Genomic DNA, 22,382 nt, shown 5'->3' with positions numbered 1-22,382 from the left:
ACAAAATCCTGCCGATCGTGGCTGATTTGCTCAATCCGGCGGCGGGTTACGGCTTCCACAACCGCGAGCGTTTTTCGTTGCACGACCGATTGAAAAGTTTCGAAGCCTCGGGTTGCATGGCGCTCGCGTTGATCCATCACATCACGTTGTCGGGCAACGTACCGTTCTCGTTTTCAGCCGAATATTTCGCCTCGCTTTCCAAAAACCTGCTCATCGAATTCCCGACGCGCGACGATTCGTGGGTGAAATTCCTGCTCGAAAGCAAACGCGAATTCAAGGCGCATTTCGATTTTTACACGGTCGGGAATTTCGAGAACGATTATTCGGAATATTTCGAAATCGTCGAGAAACGCGACATTCCCGGAGCCGAACGCATTCTGTATTTCATGAAAAGGCGCGAACCATGAATCGCGTCGAGAAATTCGTAAGGAGCGAAAAGGAATATCCGCTGTTGGCGGGCTTGATCGTGGGTTTTTACATGTTGTTATTTTATTATTCGAACAATTTCGACCTCGCGAATTCGTACCAGCAATTTCTGTTTTTCACATGCTACTTCGTGGTTTTGCCGATGTTGGTCTGCGGAATCGGATATTATTTGTTCAGGAAAACAAGATTAAAAAGCCGCGCGCGCCAAGTCGTTTTCGTATTGATGTTGTCGTTTTTCGGTTATTACATTTCACAGCATCTCGGGCTCTCGATCTCGTGGAAAAAAGTGACATTGGCCTGGATTTTCGCGGTTGGATTATTGTCGTTCAAGTTCAGCAATTACAAGGTCGTCATCGTGTTGCTTTCGATCATGTCGTTGTTTCCGGCGTTTACGTTGGCGAAAATCATTTTGAGAAATGCGTCGGCGCCAACCGATTGGAACAAGCAGCCTGACGACATCGTTTCGGCCAAATTCAAGAAATCCCCAAACATTTACTATCTGCAGCCCGACGGTTACGCGAACGCCGCGACGCTAAAAGGAAAGTTGTACGATTACGACAATTCTACATTTGATGCTTGGCTGACGGCGCGTGGCTTCACGCATTACGACAACTTTCGCAGCAATTACAATTCGACGTTGAAATCGAACGCGTCGTGTTTCAATATGTCGCATCATTTCTCGAACGAAAATTCGCTTTTGAAAAACGCGAACGACTACATCATCGGAGAAAATCCGGTTTTAGAAGTCTTCAAGCGCAACGGTTACAAGCGATTTTTCATAACCGAGCGGCCGTATTTGTTGATGAACCGACCTGATATCGCGTTCGACTACACGAATTTCAAGACCGAGGAACTTCCGTTTTTGCAGGACGGTTGGTCGTTTTTCAAACCGATTTCAGAAGAATTCAAAAAACAGGTTCGTGAAAACAAGAATTCCAAAACGTTTTTCTTCGTCGAGAAGTTCGATCCTGGCCACATCGCCGTGCACGAAAATTACAGCCAGGGCAAGGCAGGCGAGCGCCAATTGTATTTGATGAAACTCAAGATCGCGAACGATTGGCTGCGGGAAACCGTCGACTTCATCGTCGCGAACGATCCGGATGCGATGATTATTATCGGGGCCGATCACGGCGGTTTCGTCGGGTTCGATTATTCGTGGCAGATCTATGACAAGATCACCGACAAGCAGTTGCTCCACTCGGCGTTCGGGGCGAAACTCGCGATCCGATGGAACGGAAACGACAGCAAAACCTACGACTCGAAACTCAAAACATCGGTCAATCTTTTCCGATGCGTCTTCTCATATTTGTCTGAAGATCCGAAGTATCTCGATCACGTACAATCGGATGCGAGCTACAACACGTACGACAAAAACGACGAGACCAAAATCTACAAGGCGCTCGACTGATCGTTATTCCAATGTTCGAGATAACGCGACGCGATCGCTTTGTAATCGTGTTCTTTTTCGATGAAACGACGCGCATTTTTCCCGATTTCAACCAACATTTTTCGGTTTTCGATAAGACGCGAAAGTTCCGAAACGATCCAATCGACATTCGGCAACGCGTTTATCGCAACCGTTCCTGAAAGTTTGTAATGCTCTTGAAATTCCGATTCGGCTCCCGTAAAGACGACTTTTCCACGCGCCATCGCCTCAAGCGCATTGTAACCTTGGTCGAACGCGTAGACCTGGTCGAGTACGATATGCGCTTTCTTCACGTGTTCGATGTATTCGGAATAGGGAAGACTGTTTACGGTTTCAATCCGCACATCTGCACCATATTTCTGTTTGATTATTTCGAGTGCTTTTTCGAAAAATTTCCCGCCTTTCTTGACCGAACTGTATTTGTTCGCACCATAGAAAATTACGGTCGGGCCGTCAGAAGGCAACGTTTCGAACGTGATTTTGTCGACGTTTACGGGATTCGGGATCAAAGTCGTTTTTATGCCGGCCTCGTCCATAACGAGTTTGTAATCAAGGTCCGACGTAAAAAGTGCGTCGGCTTTTTTCGAAACGAAATCATATAATTCCCGATGTTTGTCCGACGTATATTTCAACGTATATCGATAAAACGGTTCGAGATTTTTGTCCTCGAAGTACGGCGTCAAAACCGAGTAGCGTAATTTGTTTTTGAGCAGTTGGTCGACCACGGGCGTTTCATCGCCGCAAATCAAAAGGAAGATTTTTTTGTTTTGGGAGAACAGTTTTCGGTACAATTCGATTTCAAATTCGGGAGTGGTTTCGATCGCGTCCGAATTGATGAGTTGCACAATGTCGTAATTTTTCAATTTCGGGAGCAAACGCTCGAACCGTCGGCCTTTTTCAATCGTTTCCAACCGAATTCCGAACAACTTATTCGAAATCCTGCTCAAAAACCGCAACGACCCGGAACTTTCGACAGTTCGCGAGGCGATCGAAAAATCAACCGGAAAATCCTTGAAATCATCTCCGCTGCCAACCAGAGTAACCTCGTGGCCAAGCGCGACGAGCCCTTCCTTGAGCGAATTGTGAAGCCTGCTGAATTCACCCACGAGCAGTATCCTCATAAAATGGTATATTTGTTTCAAATGTAATTAAAGTCATCGGATGCGACGACCCAAAATTTGCCTGATCGGGAACAATCTTTCGTCGGGCGGTGCCGACAAGATCCACGCGGTGCTCTCCAATTACTTCTCGCGACAAGGCATCGACGTGCACAACGTCATTTTCATCGACGCGGTCACGTACGAGTTTTCAGGCGAATTGCTCAACTTGGGCAAGGATTGGAAGGGCGGGATTTTCAATTTGTTCTGGCGGTTCAAAATCCTTTCCGATTATCTTAAAAACAACGATTTCGATTTCATAATCGATTTCAGGACGCGCCACAAACCGTTTCGCGAGCGCATTTTCGCAAAACTACTTTCGCGCTCGAAATACATTCCGACGATCCACAGTTACGAGACCGATTGGTATTTCACGCCGAGTTTGTCAGTCGGGAAAAAGCTGTTCAAAAACGCGTTCCAAATCGTGACCGTCGCATCGCAAATTGAAGAAAAAGTGCGCTCGAAATATGGGTACGAAAACGTGACGACGATTTTAAATCCGATCGAGACCGATAAAATTGTCGCGCTTTCGAATGAATTTTTCAACCGCGATTACGAGTATATTCTCACCGTCGGCCGCATGTCGCTCGACGACCACAAACAATTCGCGAAATTGATCGGGGCGTATTCGAAATCGAATTTGCATCAAAATGATGTGCGTTTGCTTTTGCTCGGCGACGGTCCGCTCAAACCGACGCTCGAAAAACTCGTGAACGACGAAGGTTTCGACGGAAATGTGATCTTCGAGGGTTTCGTCGACAATCCGTACAAATACATGAAAAATGCCGAATTTACGGTACTTTCCAGTAAATTTGAAGGCTTGCCCAACACGATTGCCGAATCGCTTGCCTGCGGAACGCCTGTCGTGTCGTTCGATTGCGCGTCCGGACCATCGGAATTCATCGAAAATCGCCAAAACGGCTTGCTCGTTCCCGACCAGGATTGGAAGGCGTTCATCGACGCGCTCAATGAAATGCATGCGAATGACGAGTTGCGAAACGATTGTCGCGCAAATGCAAAAGCAAGTGTCGCCAAATTCGATATCGAACAAATCGGGAAAGTTTGGATGCGACTGCTCAACCTGGATCAATAATCTAACTTATCCGGCAGGCATGCACTCAAATCAACAAATCAACAAATAAACAAATCAACAAATCAACAAATAAACGCATCAACCACGAAAATGCAAATCCAACTCATACAAGTTCCCACCATAAACGACTACCGCGGCAACATCGGCGTCATCGAAAAAAACGTCTTGCCGTTCGAGATCAAACGCGTCTATTATTTGTTCGACGTCCCGAGCAGCGCGTCACGCGGCGGTCATGCGCACAAGGAACAGGCGGCGTTGCTCGTGCCACTTTCCGGAAGTTTTGACGTGGTTTTGCACGATGGGAAATCACGCGAAACCGTAACGCTCAACAAACCCGACAAGGCGCTTTTGATTCCCAAAAATACCTGGCGCGAACTCGAGAATTTTTCATCGGGAGCGGTTTGCTTGGTGATTTCGTCAGGCGAATTCGACGAGGACGATTACATCCGGGATTTCAACGAATTCCTGCGAATTCAATAGTAAGCCGAGACCGAAACGCCGTTTCGTTCCAATTTCTTTTTGAATTGGTACAGCGGTTTTAGTAATGCGAGCGGAAGTTTAAGCAACACGTTCGTGCGCCACGGAAGATTCCTGAAATCGATCTGTCGCATGTAAAAATCACTTCGGACATCGTTCGCGAGTTTCATTTTGAGCGCGAATTCGGCTCGGTATAGATCAAGAAATTTCTTTAACGATGGATTGTTTTTCTCGTTCGATGAAAATTGATCGAGCAAAGCGAACGAACGCGTCGTCGTATCGGTCAACGACATTCTATTTTGCGCGCCGAGATTGTGGATTGCCGAGGATTTATTGCAGAACGCGACCTGATATTTAATCGCGATCCGAATCCATAGATCCAAATCTTCGCCCGCACCGAGCGTGATGTTTTCGTTGAAATTTCCAACGTCGTCCAAAATTTTTTTCGGAACCGCGACCGCCGATGTCCAGGCGATCCTGTGCTTTAAACTCGACGCGAAAAAGTCATTTACGATTCCACTTTTATTTCTTTCAATTCCCGAAAATCCGATCGGAACTATTTTTCCATTTAGTCGCCAATCGTAGGCTGTCGCAAACAATCCGCAAGTCGGAAATTCGATTGAAAGCCGATGCAAATCTGAAAGATGGTTTTGGTTCCAGGTGTCGTCGGCGTCCAAAAAAGCGACGATTTCACCTTGCGATTTTGAAATTCCGAAGTTGCGCGCAGCTGAAACACCTTTGTTATCGGTCGTGAAAATTTTTATCCGATCATCCGAAATTGAACTTGCACGATCTAAACCGTCATCGGTCGAACCATCGTTCACGATTATGATTTCAAAGTCAGGAAAGGTTTGCGAAAGCGCGCTGCGAAGTGTTTCCTCGATGTGATTTCCTTTGTTGTAAAGCGGTATGACGATCGAAAAATGCGGCATGTCAGGATTTTAGGCTGCAAAGATAGCCGAGTCGGTACACGTCGTACCAAAACAGCGACGGATTCGGTTTTGAAATATCGGAAAGCAATGATTTTCGCGTCAGTTCAAAAAACGCCGACACGAAAAACGCTAAACTTGTTTTTTTGAGAAACGCATAATAACGTCCCATTTTGACGTACTCGGGCGATATTTTCCCTGATTCGACAAGCAATTTCAACGCTTGCAACGATTCGTGTTCCTTGTTGAGCATGATGTCGAACGTGTCGAGCCCTAAATGGTAAACGGGATTGTCGATGTGTAAGACCGTGATGTTTTTCTGTTGCAATCGGTATGAAAAAACCGTGTCCTCGTGCCGTAGATTCGGAAGGCTTTCGTCGAATTTCACTTGTTCGAAAAGCGCTTTCGGAATCAGGAAATTCAGCGATAAAAACGCGAGATACGGATTTTTGGAACGAGCGTTCGCGGGTAACGCTTCTCGGCTTTTCCCATATGTCCAACGCAACATTTTGTTATCGTCCGGTTTTTTATTGGTATATAAAATTCCGCCATTCACGGCTTGTAGCTTGTTCGTGTGTTCCAAATAATTTGCGATAAACGAATCGCGAACCGGCAACACATCGGCGTCCAGGAACAACAGCCAATCATATTTCGCCCTCGAGGCCAGCAAATTCCTGATTTTACTGCGTCCGACATTCTCGGGTAAAATCGAGTAGGAGCAATTGTTGAGCGAATTGATGCGGCTATTTTCACTCACGAACCCGCCCGACGCATCGTCGATCACGATAACCTCGAAATCGATTTGTAGCAACACGCATTGTCGGTTCACGTTAGCGGCGAGCGCGAAAATGTCGTAATTGTAAGTTGGGATCAGGATTGAAAGCAATTGAAATTATGAATTATAAATTATGAATTATGAATGGGATTCAGTGTAAAGGACGATTTGACCACAAATTATGATTCAAAAAAAAAATGCGTTCGGATTTCCCAAACGCAATTTATAATTCATAATTCAAAATTCATAATTAAACCGTGCGTTGCACCACTTCAAAAAGCGTATTGTTATCGCACTTCAACGTCTTACTCGGAAACTTGAGCAACAACGCATAATCGTGCGTCGCCATGACGATCGCCTGTCCGTTCGCGTTGATCTTGCGCAACCAACAAAGCGCGCGCGATGGCGATACGTTGCTGTTCTCCGCCCGAGATCTGGTGCGGCATCTTGTTCGCCTTGTTGCGCATGTCGACCTTGTCGAGGACTTCGTCGATCTTGGCTTGCATTTCGGCCTTGTCTTTCCAACCCGTCGCACGTAAAACGAAAAGCATGTTCTCGTTCACCGAACGGTCGGGCAGGAGTTTGAAATCCTGGAAAACGATCCCGATTTTTCGTCTCAGGAAAGGAATCTGCGACTCTTTCAACTTCGCCAGATCATAACCGACGATGCTCGCCTGACCTTCCTTTAACTTGAGGTCGGCGTACAACGTCTTCATGAACGAACTCTTTCCGGTCCCGGTTTTCCCGATGATGTAAATGAACTCACCCTGGGCGACTTCGAGGTTCACATTCGACAAAATGACGCGTTCGTCCTGAAAAATCGTGACGTTCGAGAGGGAAACTACGGGTTCTGGCATGATTGAAAGTTTGAGCGTAAAAGTAAGGAAAAAGTGCAAAGCGCAAAGTGCAAAGTGCAATGTTTAGCGTATAAAATGAATGTTTTGGGCGTTGCGCCGATTCGCGTGCGTTCTCTGATTCGCGAATCAGCGGCGCCGGGCTTTCCGCACTCGCTGTTTTTGCGTTGCACTCCAAAACGAGCTCAAGCAAAGCGTCAATCCCTAACGCGGGCGTTCCAATTGATGATTGTGCAAAATGTGGACTTGTGATTGGAACGCGGATGATTGGGATATTCGCGGATTCTAGTTGGTTAACAGTGCGGTCGGGGACGTTTTGATTTTTTTTCCGACTTTTTAAAAGGAACGCGGATGACACGGAAAGGCGCAGATTAAACGGATTCTTATCAGTTCTCGCTGCGCTCGGGAAAATCTGGTTTTCAAAGGAATGATCTTGTGGAATCGTCAAATTTGTTTCTTCTACAAAAAAATGCGAAACAAAAATATTCGTCTTATAATCCAAAAAAACGAATCCGTCAAATTAGTGCCTTTTCGCGTCATCCGTGATCCAAAAATCAAATCGCACAAAACATCAACCAAAGCAAATTCTCCCAACGGAAGACAAGCACCTCAAATCAACAAATCAACAAATCAACAAATCAACACATCAACAAGTCGTCGCCTAAAACATCCCAACAAAAAACCACTCATCCTCCAATCCAAAAAACGAATCCGTCAAATTCGTGCCTTTCCGCGTCATCCGTGTTCCAAAAATCAAATCGCACAATGCTTCAATCAATAAAAATTCACCTCGGAAGACAAGCGCCTCAAATCAACAAATAAACAAATCAACAAATCAACGCATCAACACATCAACAAATCAAAACATCAATCAATGCAAAATCCCAAACGGAAGACAAGCACCTCAAATCAACAAATCAACAAATCAACAAACCAACAAACTCAAAAATGTTAAAAAAAATGTTCATAATAAAACCCAAACCCAACCCGTTATAACCTGCATAAAAAGGTACTTTTGATGGATTGGTCTGGTTTTTCACGCCGATCCGAAAATTTAAACAACACAAGAATGCGTAAACGAACCCGCCTCGCCGCCCTGCTTTTCTTTGGGGGAATCGCCTCCATTTCAGCGCAGATGTCTGAAATCAACACCCATAAACTGAAGGAATTCGACCGCGCGCTAGAGCTTTATAAGGATAGCCAATACCAGTCGGCCCAGACACTTTTCGAAAAGGTCAAGGACGAAAACGAAAGCACGTCGGTAAAAGCCGATTGCGCCTACTACAGCGCCAATTGCGCCATTCGCCTCGAGCAACCCAACGCCGACGAGAAAATGGAAGCGTTCGTAGCCGATTACCCGACGAGCACCAAACAAAACCAAGCGTATATCGAAGTCGCCCACTATTACTTCGAGCAAGGCAAATATCCACAGGCGCTGCAATGGTTCGACAAGGTCGACGAAGGCACGCTTTCAGCATCGGAGCGCGATAAATTCAACTTCCAGAAAGGCTACGCGTTCTTCAGCGCCGGCAAGAAAAAAGAAGCGACCGCCTATTTCAACCAGGTTTTGAATTCACCCGAATACGGTTCCCAAGCCAAGTATTACATGGGCTTCATGGCCTATGATGCGAACGATTACAAGGAAGCGAGCAAGTATTTCGACGAAGTGTCGGGCGAAGAAAAATACAAGGAGAAACTCTCGTATTTCGAAGCCGACATGAACTTCAAGCTCGGCAAGTTCGACCAGGCGATCAAGTCGGGCGAGAAAGCCATGGCACGTTCGAATGCGATGGAAAAATCGGAGCTCAACAAGATCATAGGCGAGAGTTATTTCAACCTCAAGCAATACGACAAGGCCATTCCATATCTCAAGGAATACCGCGGCAAGAAAGGCAAGTGGACGAACACCGATTATTACCAGCTCGGTTACGCGTATTACAAGCAAAACGATTACGAGAACGCGATCACGCAGTTCAACAAGATCATAGACGGCAAGGATTCGGTTGCGCAAAACGCCTATTACCACTTGGGTGAAAGTTATTTGAAGACCGACAAAAAGCAACAGGCGCTCAATGCGTTCAAGAATGCCTCCGAGATGGAATTCGACGCGAAAATCGCCGAAGACGCAGCGCTCAACTACGCGAAATTGAGTTACGAAATCGGAAACTCGTATCAACCCGTTCCCGATGTGTTGGCGAATTTCCTTCAAAAATATCCCAACAACGCCGGAAAAACCGAGGTCGAAGGCTTGCTGATCAACTCCTACATCACGTCCAAAAACTACGAAGGCGCGCTCGTACTGCTTGAAAAGAACAAGACGGCGAACCGCGAAGCCTATCAGAAAGTTACTTTTTACCGCGGCCTCGAATTGTACACCGACGGCAATTACGCACAGGCGCTCACGATGTTCAACAAATCAATCGCCGAACCTCGCAACGCACATTTCACGGCTCGCGCCACGTTCTGGAAAGCCGAGACCGAATACACGCTCGACAACTTCAACGAAGCGTTGATCTCGTTCAAGCAATTCGCGAATTTCCCCGAGGCGAAAGCGACGAACGAATACAAGAACTTCAATTATAACCTGGCTTACGCATATTTCAAATTGAAGGAATACGACCAGGCCGGGAATAATTTCGACGCGTTCATCGCATCGGGCAAAGCCGACAAAACAAGGCTCAACGACGCTTACTTGCGTTTGGGTGACTGCCGTTTCGTGACCGCGAAATACTGGCCGGCGATGGATGCGTACAACAAAGCGATCGAAATGGGCGGCGTCGATGCCGATTACGCGGCGTTCCAAAAAGCGATCTCGTACGGATTCGTACAGCGCAACGACAAGAAGATCGAAGACTTGAATAAGTTCAACGCGAAGTTCACGAAATCCCAATATCGCGACGATGCGATGTTCGAACTCGGAAACGTATATGTGGCCGAGAAAAAAACCGAACAGGCGAACCAAACCTACGACAAGCTCGTTTCTGAATATCCGAACAGCTCGTACGCGCCAAAAGCGTTGCTACGACAAGGATTGAATTACTACAACGCCGACAACGACACGCAGGCATTGACGAAATTCAAACAGATCGCGTCACAGTTTCCGAATTCGCCCGAAGCAAAAGAAGCGGTCTCGACGGCGCGCATCATCTACGTCGATAACGGGCGCGTCGATGAATACGCGACTTGGGTCCGCACGCTTGATTTCGTGGAAGTATCCGATGCCGAACTCGACAACGATACGTACGAAGCGGCCGAAAAACAATATCAGCAAAACAATACGAAAGCGGCTATTTCAGGATTCAGCGGCTATGTCGCGAAATTCCCGTCGGGATTGCACGCGCTCAAAGCTAATTTCTACCTCGCCCAATTGTATTATAAGGACGGTTTGATGGACAACGCGGTTTCAGGTTACGAGTTCGCGATCTCGAAGCCGAGAAACGAATTCACCGAGCAATCACTCGCGCGCCTGGCCGAAATCTATCTCAAGAAAACCGACGTCGCCAAGACGCAGGCGATCTTGAAGCGTCTTGAAGCCGAAGCCGAATATCCGCAAAACGTCACGTTCGCACAGGCAAACCTGATGAAAACCTATTACGAGCAAAAGGATTATCCGAATGCCGTGATCTACGCCGACAAGGTGTTGGCGAATCCTAAAATGGACGACAAAGTCAAATCGGATGCGCAGATCATCGTGGCGCGATCGGCATGGCAAACCAACGACGAGGCGAAAGCGAGAACGGCTTACGCCAAGTTGCTTACGATCGCCAAAGGTGAACTCGCGGCCGAAGCCTTGTATTACGATGCTTATTTCAAGAACAAGGACGGCAAATACGAAGCGTCGAACACGACGGTGCAAAAACTCGCCAAGGATTATTCGGGCTACAAATATTTCGGAGCGAAAGGTTTGCTCGTCATGGCCAAGAACTTCTACGGTTTGAAGGACAGTTTCCAGGCGACCTACATCCTGGAAAGCATCATCAAGAATTTCGCGGCTTATCCTGACGTGGTCGAGGAAGCGCAAAAAGAACTCGCGACGATCAAATCTCAGGAATCACAAACCAATTCATCGATCACCGAATAAACGCCAACCCGATAAAATCATACACATGAAATTAAAGACCCAATATATCATCGCGTTGTTTTTGCTGTCGGCAGGCGTTCAACAAACGTTCGCCCAGAAGAAAAACGAGAACATAGGAACCGAAGTCGTAAACGTCGTAAAACCGTATACGCCGACGATTTCAGACGCGTTCAAAGTAAAGGAAACGCCGACGCTTGAAGATTCGGTGACCACGAAAAAGGAAATCATCAAGTACAATATTTTCTCGTTTCCGGTCGCCTCGACGTTCACGCCTTCAAAAGGACGCGCGGCCGCGGTTGATAAAACGGCAAAGGAACGGCTGTTCAAGAATTACGCGACGCTCGGTCTCGGAAATTATTTCAACCGCGTGGGCGAATTGTTCGTGACCGAGGAAGTCGGTGATAACGGCTATGTCGGCGGTTCGTTCCGACATTTCTCGTCGAATGGCGGCATAAACGATCTGGTGCTCGACGACAAATTTTCGAACACGTCTCTCGATTTGACGTACGGAAGCCGTGTCGATAATTTATCGTGGAACGTCGACGCCGGATATCAGCACCAAGTCTACAACTGGTACGGAATCTATCGCGACGAACCATATTTCGACGAGGCGTTGTTCAATGATATCGATCCGCAACACACGTATCACAACGCTTATCTTGGCGGTCGCGTTGAAGTCGGCGAAAGCTTTTTCACGGGTGCAAGTTTGAAATACAACCGTTTTTGGGACAGTTACGATTCGGCTGAAAACCGTTTGATCTTCAAGCCGTCGTTCGCATTCGACATTGCCGAAACCGCTATCAAGACTGACGTTATCGTCGATTATTTGGGAGGTGAATTCGACCGACCATATTTCGGGGATTCCACGACTCCTATAAAATATGGATTTGCGAATTTCGGCATCCATCCGTCGTTCGTAATCAACCGCAACGATTGGACGGTAAATATCGGTGCGTCGGCATTTTACTCGATGGACACCGAGGCCAGCGAAAGCAAATTCTTCATCTATCCGCAAGTCAACGCTACGCTCAAGCTCGTGGGCGACCTCATGGTTTTCTACGCGGGAGCTGAAGGCGGGCTCGACCAGAATTCATATCGCGATTTTACCAATGCGAATCCATTCGTTTCCCCGACGTTGTTCATCGCGCCGACTGATCGCCAGTTCGAAGTTTTCGGCGGGCTCAAAGGAAAACTTGCGAACAGCGTGAGCTACAATGTGCGTGGCTTCTTCAAGCGCGAAAAGGCGAAGGCGATGTTTTTGCTCAATCAATTTCCTGGACCTGACGGAAGCCCTGATTTCGGTGGCTACGAGTATGCGAATTCGTTCGGAGTCGTGTACGACAACGTGACGACGGCGGGCGTTTACGGTGAATTGAACGCTGATTTCTCGAAGTCGGTTTCGTTCGGAATCCACGCGGCTTTCAACAATTACAAAACCGACGATCAGGAATACGCCTGGAACTTACCGAAAATCACGGCAGGTGCAAGCCTTGACGTCGACATTACCAAGAAATGGTACGCCGGGGCCGATGTTTTCTACGTAGGCGAACGCAAGGATCTGCTTGACTTCACCGATGTCGGCGGCGGAACTACCGAAGTGCAGACGCTTGACGGCTATTTTGACGCAAACGCTCACGTTGGATACAAATTCAGCGAGCGCTTGTCGTTCTTCCTGAAAGGCAGCAATCTCGCGGCCCAGAATTACGAGAAATGGCTGAATTATCCGGTACAGGGCATTCAGGTTATGGTGGGCGCGAATTATAAGTTTGATTTTTAGGCGGCTTTAGGCTGTAAGCTTTAGGCTTTAGGCTTTAGGCTTTAGGCGTGCTTTTTTCAGTTGGAAATTTGTTAAATCCTATTTCGATCAGAGATAAGCGCCAGGCGAAGCGCGGGCCGGACATGTGCTGTGATGAGTAGAACAAACTGGAATATGATAACAAGCAGATCGACGGTATTGATAAATGCTCCGAAACAAAATGTCTGGAATGCGCTGACCCAGCCGGAACTTGTCAAGCAATGGCAATTTGGCAGCGATGTCTTGACCGATTGGAAAGTCGGAAGCCAAATACGGTTCCAAACAAAATGGCAAGACCAGATATTTGAGCAATGGGGAACGATACTCGAGGTCATCCCCAATCAATTGATCAAATACAGCCTGTTTTTCCCAAGGCCGGGACTCGAGGACAAACCTGAAAATTATTTTGTCATGAGCTACGTCATCTCAGACGTTCAAAATCAAACGAAACTCGAAATTCTAAAGGAAGACGATCGGCCCGGCGCAATGCCTGAAAAAGAAAGCGACGAAGAAAATCCGGTATTGAAATCACTCAAAGAGATTGCCGAAAAGTAAACTCCATTTCTCCCAACTTAATTACGATCGAACGCGAGTTCTTACGGAACGAAGAACGTCATCACAAAACGATTCCAAAGCCTAAAGCTTAAAGCCTACAGCTACAAACAATGAAAAAAGCCATCCACGAACGCTATCTCCAACTCGTCAACGATAAGATCGATGTGTTCCGCGACATGATTTCAGGGTTGACGATCGACGCGCAGAACGATGCGAAAGGATCGGCAGGAGACAAACACGAGACAGCGCTTTCGATGATGCACATCGAGCAGGAAAAACTGAATACGAAACTGTCGGAATGCCTGACGCAAAAGGCCGTGCTCGAAAAAATAAATCCTGAAAATTCTTCAAACAGGGTCGTTCTCGGAAGTTTGGTAAAAGCAAACGGCATCCATCTTTTCGTGAGTGCCGCTCTGCCAAAAATCAACATCGACGGCACGAATATCCTCGCGCTTTCGCCCCAATCGCCACTCGGAACCGAACTTCTTGGCCACGAGGCTGGCCATTCATTCGAAATACACGGTTCGAAATATACTATCGAAAGCGTTTTGTAGTTGTAAGATAAAACACACTGCAAATGAAAACGTTATGCTTTTTTTTGGCATTGCTCCTGGGGTTTGTCGCAAGCGCCCAATCGGAATTTCCGGTCCACGACAACGGGCTGATCTACTCGGACGTCGCCGTTTCCAAGCTCAAGCACATCGTCGATTCGCTGAACCTCAAGTTCAAGGTGTGCGAAACCAATAAAGCTTTCATCTCGGTAAAGCAAGCACGCGGACATCACGTGACGCTCGAAGGAAAACGCGCGAAAGAAGCGCTTAAGGATATCGAAGCAGGTATGTCGTTCGAGAAATTCAAGGCGAAATATCCGCGAGCCATCGTCGATGAAGATCTGTTGTTATTGCAATCCACTCAGGATCGCCGTCAAGAAAACATCACAATCATTTCGGCAGTCGAAATAGGCGAGGCGGGCGGACAGCGTTTGGAATTCGATTCGGCCGACCCGAAATTAAAGTCGCCTCTGCGCGCAAAATGGCTGTTTAAATTTTACGAAAAGGACAACTACAGCGCCGAATCGATCGAGGCGTTCTATGTCGTGGATGATTTCTCCTCACGCAAACTTCCCGAGAAATATTCGCGCATGATCTCGTATTCCGATTGCTTGATCGACACGACGTCTCACGTGATCTACAGAAACGCGAGTTCCAATTTTGATTTTATCGATTCGGACGACAAACCATCGCAAGCAAGAAATTTCGTCGAATACATCCATAAAACGCTCAAACGACCTACGCCCGATTTTGATTATAATACGTATTACGAAACGACAAATGAAAAGCTCAAAGCCAAAATGGAAAAGCAAATGCGCGTATTCGACAAACGCGACAGTTTGTACCTTGTGAAATTGGAAACCCGCGTCGATTCGCTTAAACGCGTCGATTCTAGTTTTACGAGACGTCTTTTTGAAGCGCTTTCCGACGCCAAAAACAACAATGGCAGCGAAGGTGAATTCGAAGATTACGTGGCAAAATATATTTCAAAATCCGACGCGCTCGAATTGAAACGCCATCGCATAGTGACGGGCGGTTGCAGCATGGACAGCCGGCCGCGCGAACATGCCCAACAAATCGCGTTGCTCGCCGCCGAAACCACGAAATGGGAAATCTTCCTGCGCGCTCACCTCGACATCATGAACGACCGCATGGATTGTGTGAGTGACGGTAGTTATGCGTGGCAATCGCGAAAAACATACATAAAGGAGATCGAAGTCCTCGACGTGAACGTGCCCGATTTGATCTTCGGGATTTCATTGCGCACGCAGAATGCCGCCGACAACCATTATTACAGCAGTATCGGCAGGACGGGACGCGCGTTGTCGGAGAGCGCCGACCTCGAACTTTTCCAAAGCCGGATGCTTGAAATGATTTCCGATGCGACGCTTGACGATTTCAATCGCGTGCTCGTGTATTTCATGTTCGACCATTACAATTATAATCTCACCGACAAACAACAGCAAACCGCAAACGCGTCGCGATTGAAAACTGCGGTTGCGACTTTCCCTCAATACATCGCGAGCCGGATAAAGTGACCGATGGGCAGGAGCACTGATTGAACGGATTGCGCAGATGACACGGATTCCTCCAATAAACGTTATCGTAGAAATCCGCGTCGTCGTGTCATTAATCAGATATGTATTCCATCAGAAGAATGCCTTTTCACGACTCGTTAAAGTTTCAAATTATAAGTGGAAACAGCATCTTGACTTTAGATTTGATACCGTATAATCATTTTTAGCTTTTGAATCTTACACATTTTGTGTTTTTCGAATTATAAAATTTAAATTTTAAACCAAAACTACCGATTCCGTTTTTCAATCATAACCAATCCCACATCTTTGCATTATCAATAAAAACAAGATAAGCAGTTATGTGTGGAATACTCGCCATCATCGGAAAAGGAAAAGACGAACAACTCGTAAAGCAATTGTCTAAAAGGATGTCGCACCGCGGTCCCGACGAAAGCGATATGCATGTGACCGAAAAAGGCCACATCCTGAGCCACGAGCGCCTTTCGATAATCGACCTTCATTCAGGAAAGCAGCCGATCCAAGGTTGCAGTTCGGCCTGGATGGTCCACAATGGCGAAATCTACAACCACCAGACGTTGCGCGATACGGTCTTGAAACACCATACGTTCCGCAGCAAATCAGATTCTGAAGTTATTGTGCATTTATACGAGGAGTTCGGATATGAATTTCTGCACCTGTTGGACGGCGACTTCGCGTTTGTCGTAATTGACGGGGACGATTTCATCGCCGGACGCGATCCGCTGGGAGTGAAGCCGCTTTACTACGGGCTTGATGAACGTGGCCGTGTGTATTTCGCGTCCGAAATGAAGCCCATCGCCGACCAATGCAAGACGTTCTCCACGTTTCCTCCGGGACATTATTACACCCCGAAAACAGGCTTCGTAAAATACTACAAGCCAGAATATGAAGATTACACGAAAGCCGACAAAGGTTTGGATATGGAAGCGATCCGCGAATCATTGACGCAAGCCGTCGAGAAACGATTGATGAGCGACGTGCCGATCGGAGTGTTGCTTTCAGGCGGATTGGATTCATCGTTGACATCGTCGATTGCCGCGAGATTGCTCAAGGAAAAAGGAAAAGACCTGCATTCGTTCTCGATCGGGCTTGACCCGTCGGCTCCCGATGCGGCGGCGGCACGAAAGGTGGCCGGATTCCTCGGGACAAAGCACCACGAAATCCACTTTACGATCGAGCAGGGAATCGAGATCCTCGAAAAACTGATCTGGCATTTGGAAACGTACGACGTGACGTCGGTTCGCGCAAGTACGCCGATGTATTTCCTATCGAAAGCGATCACCGAACAAGGCATAAAAGTCGTGCTTTCAGGCGAAGGAGCCGATGAGATCTTCGGAGGTTATCTGTATTTCAGGAACGCGCCTTCAACTGAAGAATTCCAAAAAGAAACCATCGAACGCGTCCAAAAGCTCTTCACAGCCGATTTGCTTCGTGCCGATAAATCCACGATGGCGCACGGTCTCGAAGCCCGCGTCCCATTTTTAGACACACAATTTCTCGACGTCGCCATGCTTATCGAAGCTGAGCAGAAGCAGCCAAAAACCTATGGCGGCGTTGAAAAGTATATCCTCAGGAAAGCATTCGACACACCCGATCAGCCGTATTTGCCGGCCGAAGTGTTGTGGCGCCAAAAGGAACAATTCAGTGACGGCGTCGGTTACAACTGGATCGACACGTTGATAGGTTATTGTTCGTCCCAAGTCACCGACGAGCAGATGGAAGCCGCCGAACAGCGCTTCCCTTACAACACGCCTGCAACCAAGGAGGCGTATTTTTACCGGGACATTTTCCATAAACATTTCCCTCAGCTCGCGGCGGCGCAAACCGTGCGCAAGTGGATCCCGAAATGGCAGGAAAACCAAGATCCTTCGGGAAGAGCGAACGCGGCCCACGTGCAGGCCGACACCGAAATCGCAAAATCCCAGATAACCGCGTAGTTGTTTAGTTGGTTTGTTATATAGTTGTTTGTATTTTTTAAAAGCAGGGTTGTAGTTGGCCCTGCTTTTTTTTGGTACAAGGTTCAGGGTACAAGGTTCAGGGTACGAGGTTCAGGGTTTGGGCGTGCCGCCGGCGAATGCATTTTGCGCCTGCCGACGAACTTATAAAAGCGCCGGCGTCGGGCTGTCCGCTGTATCTTTTGTAAGCTGAAAAAGCTCACAAAAGGATGCCGCTGCAATCCCTCACGCGGAATCAATAATTGACAACGTCTTAATTCCTATAACCGTAAAAACCATACATCCGCGGCAAAAAAAATAAGCGGCAAAACACCATCGAAAACCAGGCAAGGAAAAAAACATATTTACTTAACAGTTCTACACATGTAATGCATACAATTTTGGCCACAGATTCACAGATTTCGTTTGTCGCAGAATTCGTTTAATTTTAAAAAAAAAAGAAATCTGTGAATCTGTGGCTAAAAATATGCGGCTATAAGCGAAGTTCATGTAATTCGCGGCTAAAAAAAAACAAAATCCTATCTTAGCTAAAAACCACAAATGCCGCTCTCGCTTTCCTACCGTTTTTTCGACCTGCCGCTACGCCACAAATTCGAAATCTCGCGCTACAGCGTAACTGTCCAAAAAACAGTAATAGCAATTGTTTCTGACGGCGAAATCTCAGGCTACGGCGAAGCGACCGCAAATCCTTACTATCATTCCACTCAGGAAAAACTCGGCGCGAGTCTCGAGAAAGTAAAAGACGTGATCGCATCGGCGAATAGCAAGCATCCGTCAGAACTGTGGCCCGAACTCCATTCAAGGCTTCCAGACGATTATTTCGCCCTGTGCGCGGTAGACGTAGCGTATTGGGATTATTATGCGAGAAAACACGAAAGAACGCTGCGTAGCTTCTGGTCGGAACCGAATTCCAAATGTCCGATTACTTCATACACGATCGGAATCGCGCCGATCGACGAAATGAAACGCAAAATCCTCGAGTATCCGTGGCCGCTTTACAAGATCAAACTTGGCACGGAACACGACATGGAAATCGTATCGGAACTTCGGAAAATCACCACCTCAAAATTCCGCATCGACGCGAACGCCGCCTGGAAGTCAGGACAAGCGATCGGATACTCCAAAATCCTAGAAGAACTCGACGTCGAATTCATTGAACAGCCGTTGTCGGCTCAAGACATTCAAGGAATGAAAAACGTCAAACCCGAATCGCATCTGCCGTGCATCGCCGACGAAAGCTGCCAACGCGAACAGGACGTTTTGCCCTGTGCCGAACAATTCCATGGCATCAACATCAAACTCATGAAATGCGGTGGAATCACGCCCGCGTTGCGCATGATAAAACAGGCGCGCGAACTTGGGCTTTCCGTAATGGCGGGCTGCATGACCGAATCGACTTTCGGGATTTCGGCTCTCGTCCAATTGGCGCCGTTACTCGATTTCATCGACGCCGACGGACCGCTTTTACTTGCATCGGATATCGCCGTGGGAGCGTCGTTCGTCGGCGGTGAAATCGTCTTTAGCGAAAACGTTGGAGCAGGCGCCGGATTCCTGTAGTTTTCAGCAACAAAATGTTGATAACTTCACGTGCGTCGCGCCGCCCGAACTGCCTAAAATCCTTGCTTTTTGCTTATATTTGCGCGTAAGTCAAAAAACATAGTTTCACACCAAAATTTCATATGAGCGAAGAAGTCAAGAAGGACAATTATTCAGCGTCCAGTATTCAGGCGTTAGAAGGAATGGAGCACGTAAGAATGCGCCCTTCCATGTATATAGGCGACGTTGGCGTCCGTGGTCTGCACCACTTGGTTTATGAAGTAGTCGATAACTCTATCGATGAAGCCATGGGCGGGCATTGCGACACTATTACAGTTGCCATCAACGAAGACGGTTCAGTTTCAGTAGAAGATAATGGCCGCGGAATTCCGGTCGACATGCACGAGAAAGAGGGCGTAAGTGCACTCGAGGTCGTCATGACCAAGATCGGGGCCGGCGGTAAATTCGACAAAGATTCGTATAAGGTTTCCGGCGGTTTGCACGGGGTCGGGGTTTCAGTTGTGAACGCCCTTTCAGTGCACATGAAATCGACGGTTTTCCGCGAAGGGAAAGTGTTCGAACAGGAATACGAACGCGGTAAGTCGCTTTATCCCGTAAAACAAGTCGGGACGACCGACAAGCGCGGTACGATGCAGACGTTCTGGCCCGATGATCAGATCTTCACGCAGACGACCGAGTTCTCCTACGACACGCTTGCCGCACGTATGCGCGAATTGTCGTTCCTGAACAAAGGAATCACGATCACGTTTACCGACAAACGCGAAGTCGATGAAAACGGCCAATTCCGTTCTGAGGTGTTTTTCTCTAACGAAGGTCTGAAGGAATATATCCGTTACCTCGATGGCAACCGCGAGCCGATCATCGCGCACGTGATTTCAATGGACCACGAAAAGGGTGAGATCCCGGTCGAGGTCGCGTTGATCTACAACACGAGTTATTCTGAGAATATCTTCTCATACGTAAACAACATCAACACTCACGAAGGAGGAACGCACCTGCAAGGTTTCCGTTCCGGATTGACGCGTACATTGAAAAAATACGCCGATGCTTCGGGATTGCTCGATAAATTGAAATTCGAGATCACGGGAGATGACTTCCGTGAAGGTCTTACTGCAATCGTTTCAGTGAAAGTGGCTGAGCCTCAGTTCGAGGGTCAGACGAAAACCAAGTTGGGTAACCGTGAGGTCGTTTCTCCGGTTAGCCAGGCGGTTGCTGAAATGCTTGAAAATTATCTTGAAGAAAATCCGAACGATGCGAAAATCATCGTCCAGAAAGTAATCCTTGCCGCCCAAGCCCGTCACGCCGCGAAAAAAGCGCGTGAAATGGTACAGCGCAAATCGGTTATGGGTGGAGGCGGACTTCCGGGTAAACTATCCGATTGTTCGGAACAGGATCCTGAAAAATGCGAGATTTTCTTTGTCGAGGGAGACTCGGCGGGCGGAACGGCCAAACAAGGCCGCGACCGTAATTTCCAAGCGATCATGCCGCTTCGTGGTAAGATTTTGAACGTTGAGAAAGCCATGCATCACAAGGTTTTCGAAAATGAAGAGATCCGAAATATCTTTACGGCTTTGGGCGTTACCGTGGGAACTCCTGAAGACAGCAAAGCGCTCAACCTAGAGAAACTGCGATACCACAAAGTAGTAATCATGTGTGATGCCGATGTCGATGGTTCGCACATTGCAACTTTGATTTTGACATTCTTCTTCCGTTTCATGAAAGAATTGATCGAAGAAGGACACGTTTATATCGCAGCGCCGCCATTGTATTTGGTGAAGAAAGGTGCGAAGAAAGAATACGCATGGAACGACGACCAACGTGACAGCGCCAACGAAAGAATGGGCGGCGGCGCAGGAATCCAGCGTTATAAAGGTCTTGGTGAGATGAACGCCGAGCAGCTTTGGGAGACCACGATGGATCCAAATGCGCGCACGCTTCGTCAGATCACGATCGACAGCTTGGCTGAGGCCGATAGGATTTTCTCGATGTTGATGGGCGATGAAGTTCCGCCTCGTCGCGAGTTCATTGAGAAGAACGCGGCGTACGCGAAGATTGATGCATAATTGACGAATGACTAAAGACCAAAGATAAAGGACTAACGACAAATTTACCGAGCACGACTCGTTCGTCATTCGTCATTTGTCTTTCGTCTATCATCTTTCGTCTTTTGTCTAAAATAAACCAACCAAAACGATTAATATGAAAGTAACAATTGTAGGCGCCGGAAACGTAGGAGCAACCTGTGCCGACGTAATTTCCTACAGAGGAATTGCAAGCGAAGTAGTGCTTCTCGATATCCGCGAAGGTTTCGCTGAAGGTAAAGCGATGGACATCATGCAATGCGCGACGAACACGGGTTTCAACACCATGGTCAGTGGCGTGACGAATGATTATTCGAAAACCGCGAATTCGGATGTGGTCGTGATCACGTCGGGAATTCCTAGGAAACCGGGAATGACGCGTGAGGAACTCATCGGGATCAACGCCGGGATAGTGAAATCGGTGGCCGAAAATGTGTTGCAACATTCTCCGAATACGATCATCGTCGTGGTATCGAATCCGATGGACACGATGACGTACCTGACGTTGAAGGCGACCGGCTTGCCAAAGAACCGAATCATCGGAATGGGCGGCGCGCTCGACAGTTCGCGTTTCAAATATTACTTGTCGAAGGCGCTCGACAAACCATCGAACGACATTTCGGGCATGGTAATCGGCGGACACGGCGACACGACCATGATTCCATTGACGCGTCTGGCTTCTTATAACGGGATTCCGGTAACGCAATTTTTGTCGGACGAGAAACTCAAGGAAGTCTTCGAAGCGACGAAAGTTGGAGGCGCGACCCTTACGGGCTTGCTCGGAACTTCGGCCTGGTACGCACCGGGAGCTTCGGTGGCGTATCTCGTGGACTCGATCTTGAACGACCAGAAGAAAATGATCGCGTGTTCGGTGTTGCTCGAGGGCGAATACGGACAAACCGACATTTGCATGGGCGTTCCATGTATAATAGGTAAAAACGGACTCGAGGAAATCGTCGATATCGAACTCGATGCGAACGAAAAAGACTTGTTCGCGAAAAGTGCCGAGGCGGTTCGTGCGATGAATGGAGATTTGAAGTCGGTTTTGGCGTAAATTTCCTATAATAAATCACAAACGCGTCGGGAAAAATTTCGGCGCGTTTTATTTTGTATC

15 protein-coding genes and 2 pseudogenes are annotated in these 22,382 nt (G+C 47.6%); 13 read left to right on the top strand and 4 right to left on the bottom strand.

From position 1 onward, the window contains the following. Positions 1-407, top strand: a pseudogene (locus tag EOO50_RS15285) (class I SAM-dependent methyltransferase); the annotation flags it as partial. Beyond that, positions 404-1,834 (top strand): hypothetical protein, encoded by a 1,431-nt coding sequence (locus EOO50_RS15280; RefSeq protein WP_290841151.1) that lies wholly within the window; start codon positions 404-406, stop codon positions 1,832-1,834. The pseudogene EOO50_RS15285 and the gene EOO50_RS15280, both read left to right, overlap by 4 nt. On the opposite strand, the gene EOO50_RS15275 is transcribed toward EOO50_RS15280, so the two are convergent. Beyond that, on the bottom strand, positions 1,816-2,973 hold the full coding sequence (locus EOO50_RS15275; protein ID WP_290841150.1) for a glycosyltransferase: 1,158 nt from the start codon (positions 2,971-2,973) through the stop codon (positions 1,816-1,818). The two genes, EOO50_RS15280 and EOO50_RS15275, sit on opposite strands and share 19 nt — an antisense overlap. Before the next feature lie 40 nt (positions 2,974-3,013). Here EOO50_RS15275 and EOO50_RS15270 point away from each other — a divergent pair, with 40 nt between their 5' ends. Together EOO50_RS15270 and EOO50_RS15265 are read left to right on the top strand one after the other, a co-directional pair. After that, positions 3,014-4,102, top strand: coding sequence for a glycosyltransferase (locus EOO50_RS15270; RefSeq protein WP_290841149.1), 1,089 nt, complete (start codon positions 3,014-3,016; stop codon positions 4,100-4,102). Between the two features lie 90 nt (positions 4,103-4,192). Then, the gene (locus tag EOO50_RS15265; RefSeq protein WP_290841148.1) at positions 4,193-4,582 is read left to right on the top strand and encodes an FdtA/QdtA family cupin domain-containing protein; all 390 of its coding nucleotides are present in this window, start codon (positions 4,193-4,195) and stop codon (positions 4,580-4,582) included. On the opposite strand, the gene EOO50_RS15260 is transcribed toward EOO50_RS15265, so the two are convergent. The 3 genes and pseudogenes from EOO50_RS15260 to EOO50_RS15250 form a co-directional block, all read right to left on the bottom strand. Next, complete coding sequence (locus EOO50_RS15260) at positions 4,576-5,511, bottom strand: glycosyltransferase family A protein (RefSeq protein ID WP_290841147.1); 936 nt, start codon at positions 5,509-5,511, stop codon at positions 4,576-4,578. The two genes, EOO50_RS15265 and EOO50_RS15260, sit on opposite strands and share 7 nt — an antisense overlap. Before the next feature lies 1 nt (position 5,512). Further along, on the bottom strand, positions 5,513-6,394 hold the full coding sequence (locus EOO50_RS15255; RefSeq protein ID WP_290841146.1) for a glycosyltransferase family 2 protein: 882 nt from the start codon (positions 6,392-6,394) through the stop codon (positions 5,513-5,515). Positions 6,395-6,533: 139 nt separating this feature from the next. Further along, positions 6,534-7,140: pseudogene (locus EOO50_RS15250) on the bottom strand (ATP-binding cassette domain-containing protein). A 1,066-nt stretch (positions 7,141-8,206) separates the two neighbouring features. On the opposite strand from EOO50_RS15250, the gene EOO50_RS15245 reads away from it, so the two are divergent. From EOO50_RS15245 to EOO50_RS15205, 9 genes are all read left to right on the top strand, one after another. Then, positions 8,207-11,218: a tetratricopeptide repeat protein gene (locus EOO50_RS15245; RefSeq protein WP_290841145.1), complete on the top strand. Its 3,012-nt coding sequence runs from the start codon at positions 8,207-8,209 to the stop codon at positions 11,216-11,218. A 25-nt stretch (positions 11,219-11,243) separates the two neighbouring features. Continuing rightward, the gene (locus tag EOO50_RS15240) at positions 11,244-12,995 is read left to right on the top strand and encodes a TonB-dependent receptor (RefSeq protein ID WP_290841144.1); all 1,752 of its coding nucleotides are present in this window, start codon (positions 11,244-11,246) and stop codon (positions 12,993-12,995) included. Positions 12,996-13,148: 153 nt separating this feature from the next. After that, the gene (locus EOO50_RS15235; protein WP_290841143.1) at positions 13,149-13,568 is read left to right on the top strand and encodes an SRPBCC family protein; all 420 of its coding nucleotides are present in this window, start codon (positions 13,149-13,151) and stop codon (positions 13,566-13,568) included. A gap of 110 nt (positions 13,569-13,678) precedes the next feature. Continuing rightward, on the top strand, positions 13,679-14,122 hold the full coding sequence (locus tag EOO50_RS15230) for a hypothetical protein (protein WP_290841142.1): 444 nt from the start codon (positions 13,679-13,681) through the stop codon (positions 14,120-14,122). Positions 14,123-14,145: 23 nt separating this feature from the next. Then, on the top strand, positions 14,146-15,657 hold the full coding sequence (locus EOO50_RS15225) for a hypothetical protein (RefSeq protein ID WP_290841141.1): 1,512 nt from the start codon (positions 14,146-14,148) through the stop codon (positions 15,655-15,657). Between the two features lie 338 nt (positions 15,658-15,995). Then, positions 15,996-17,612 carry an asparagine synthase B gene (gene asnB, locus EOO50_RS15220; protein ID WP_290841140.1) on the top strand — a complete coding sequence of 539 codons (1,617 nt, stop codon included), beginning with the start codon at positions 15,996-15,998 and terminating at the stop codon, positions 17,610-17,612. 558 nt (positions 17,613-18,170) lie between these two features. Continuing rightward, positions 18,171-19,187 (top strand): dipeptide epimerase, encoded by a 1,017-nt coding sequence (locus tag EOO50_RS15215; protein WP_290841139.1) that lies wholly within the window; start codon positions 18,171-18,173, stop codon positions 19,185-19,187. Between the two features lie 122 nt (positions 19,188-19,309). Continuing rightward, entirely contained in the window at positions 19,310-21,250 is a 1,941-nt protein-coding gene (gene gyrB, locus EOO50_RS15210; RefSeq protein ID WP_290841138.1) for a DNA topoisomerase (ATP-hydrolyzing) subunit B, read from the top strand. Between the two features lie 136 nt (positions 21,251-21,386). Then, positions 21,387-22,322: a malate dehydrogenase gene (locus EOO50_RS15205; RefSeq protein WP_290841137.1), complete on the top strand. Its 936-nt coding sequence runs from the start codon at positions 21,387-21,389 to the stop codon at positions 22,320-22,322. Positions 22,323-22,382 lie beyond the last annotated feature (60 nt).

Origin of the sequence: Flavobacterium sp., from assembly GCF_004211145.1 — a bacterium.
Taxonomy (GTDB): domain Bacteria; phylum Bacteroidota; class Bacteroidia; order Flavobacteriales; family Flavobacteriaceae; genus Flavobacterium.
Note: the sequence above shows the minus strand (reverse complement) of the source record. Positions and strands in the feature narration are given on the sequence as shown.

What these genes read in the sequence shown, in the direction of transcription:
- EOO50_RS15215 (WP_290841139.1), top strand. Translation starts at nt 18,171, where the DNA reads ATGCCGCTCTCGCTTTCCTACCGTTTTTTCGACCTGCCGCTACGCCAC.
- EOO50_RS15275 (WP_290841150.1), bottom strand. Translation starts at nt 2,973, where the DNA reads ATGAGGATACTGCTCGTGGGTGAATTCAGCAGGCTTCACAATTCGCTC.
- EOO50_RS15240 (WP_290841144.1), top strand. Translation starts at nt 11,244, where the DNA reads ATGAAATTAAAGACCCAATATATCATCGCGTTGTTTTTGCTGTCGGCA.
- EOO50_RS15280 (WP_290841151.1), top strand. Translation starts at nt 404, where the DNA reads ATGAATCGCGTCGAGAAATTCGTAAGGAGCGAAAAGGAATATCCGCTG.
- EOO50_RS15205 (WP_290841137.1), top strand. Translation starts at nt 21,387, where the DNA reads ATGAAAGTAACAATTGTAGGCGCCGGAAACGTAGGAGCAACCTGTGCC.
- EOO50_RS15225 (WP_290841141.1), top strand. Translation starts at nt 14,146, where the DNA reads ATGAAAACGTTATGCTTTTTTTTGGCATTGCTCCTGGGGTTTGTCGCA.
- asnB (WP_290841140.1), top strand. Translation starts at nt 15,996, where the DNA reads ATGTGTGGAATACTCGCCATCATCGGAAAAGGAAAAGACGAACAACTC.
- EOO50_RS15265 (WP_290841148.1), top strand. Translation starts at nt 4,193, where the DNA reads ATGCAAATCCAACTCATACAAGTTCCCACCATAAACGACTACCGCGGC.
- EOO50_RS15270 (WP_290841149.1), top strand. Translation starts at nt 3,014, where the DNA reads ATGCGACGACCCAAAATTTGCCTGATCGGGAACAATCTTTCGTCGGGC.
- EOO50_RS15260 (WP_290841147.1), bottom strand. Translation starts at nt 5,511, where the DNA reads ATGCCGCATTTTTCGATCGTCATACCGCTTTACAACAAAGGAAATCAC.
- gyrB (WP_290841138.1), top strand. Translation starts at nt 19,310, where the DNA reads ATGAGCGAAGAAGTCAAGAAGGACAATTATTCAGCGTCCAGTATTCAG.
- EOO50_RS15245 (WP_290841145.1), top strand. Translation starts at nt 8,207, where the DNA reads ATGCGTAAACGAACCCGCCTCGCCGCCCTGCTTTTCTTTGGGGGAATC.
- EOO50_RS15235 (WP_290841143.1), top strand. Translation starts at nt 13,149, where the DNA reads ATGATAACAAGCAGATCGACGGTATTGATAAATGCTCCGAAACAAAAT.
- EOO50_RS15230 (WP_290841142.1), top strand. Translation starts at nt 13,679, where the DNA reads ATGAAAAAAGCCATCCACGAACGCTATCTCCAACTCGTCAACGATAAG.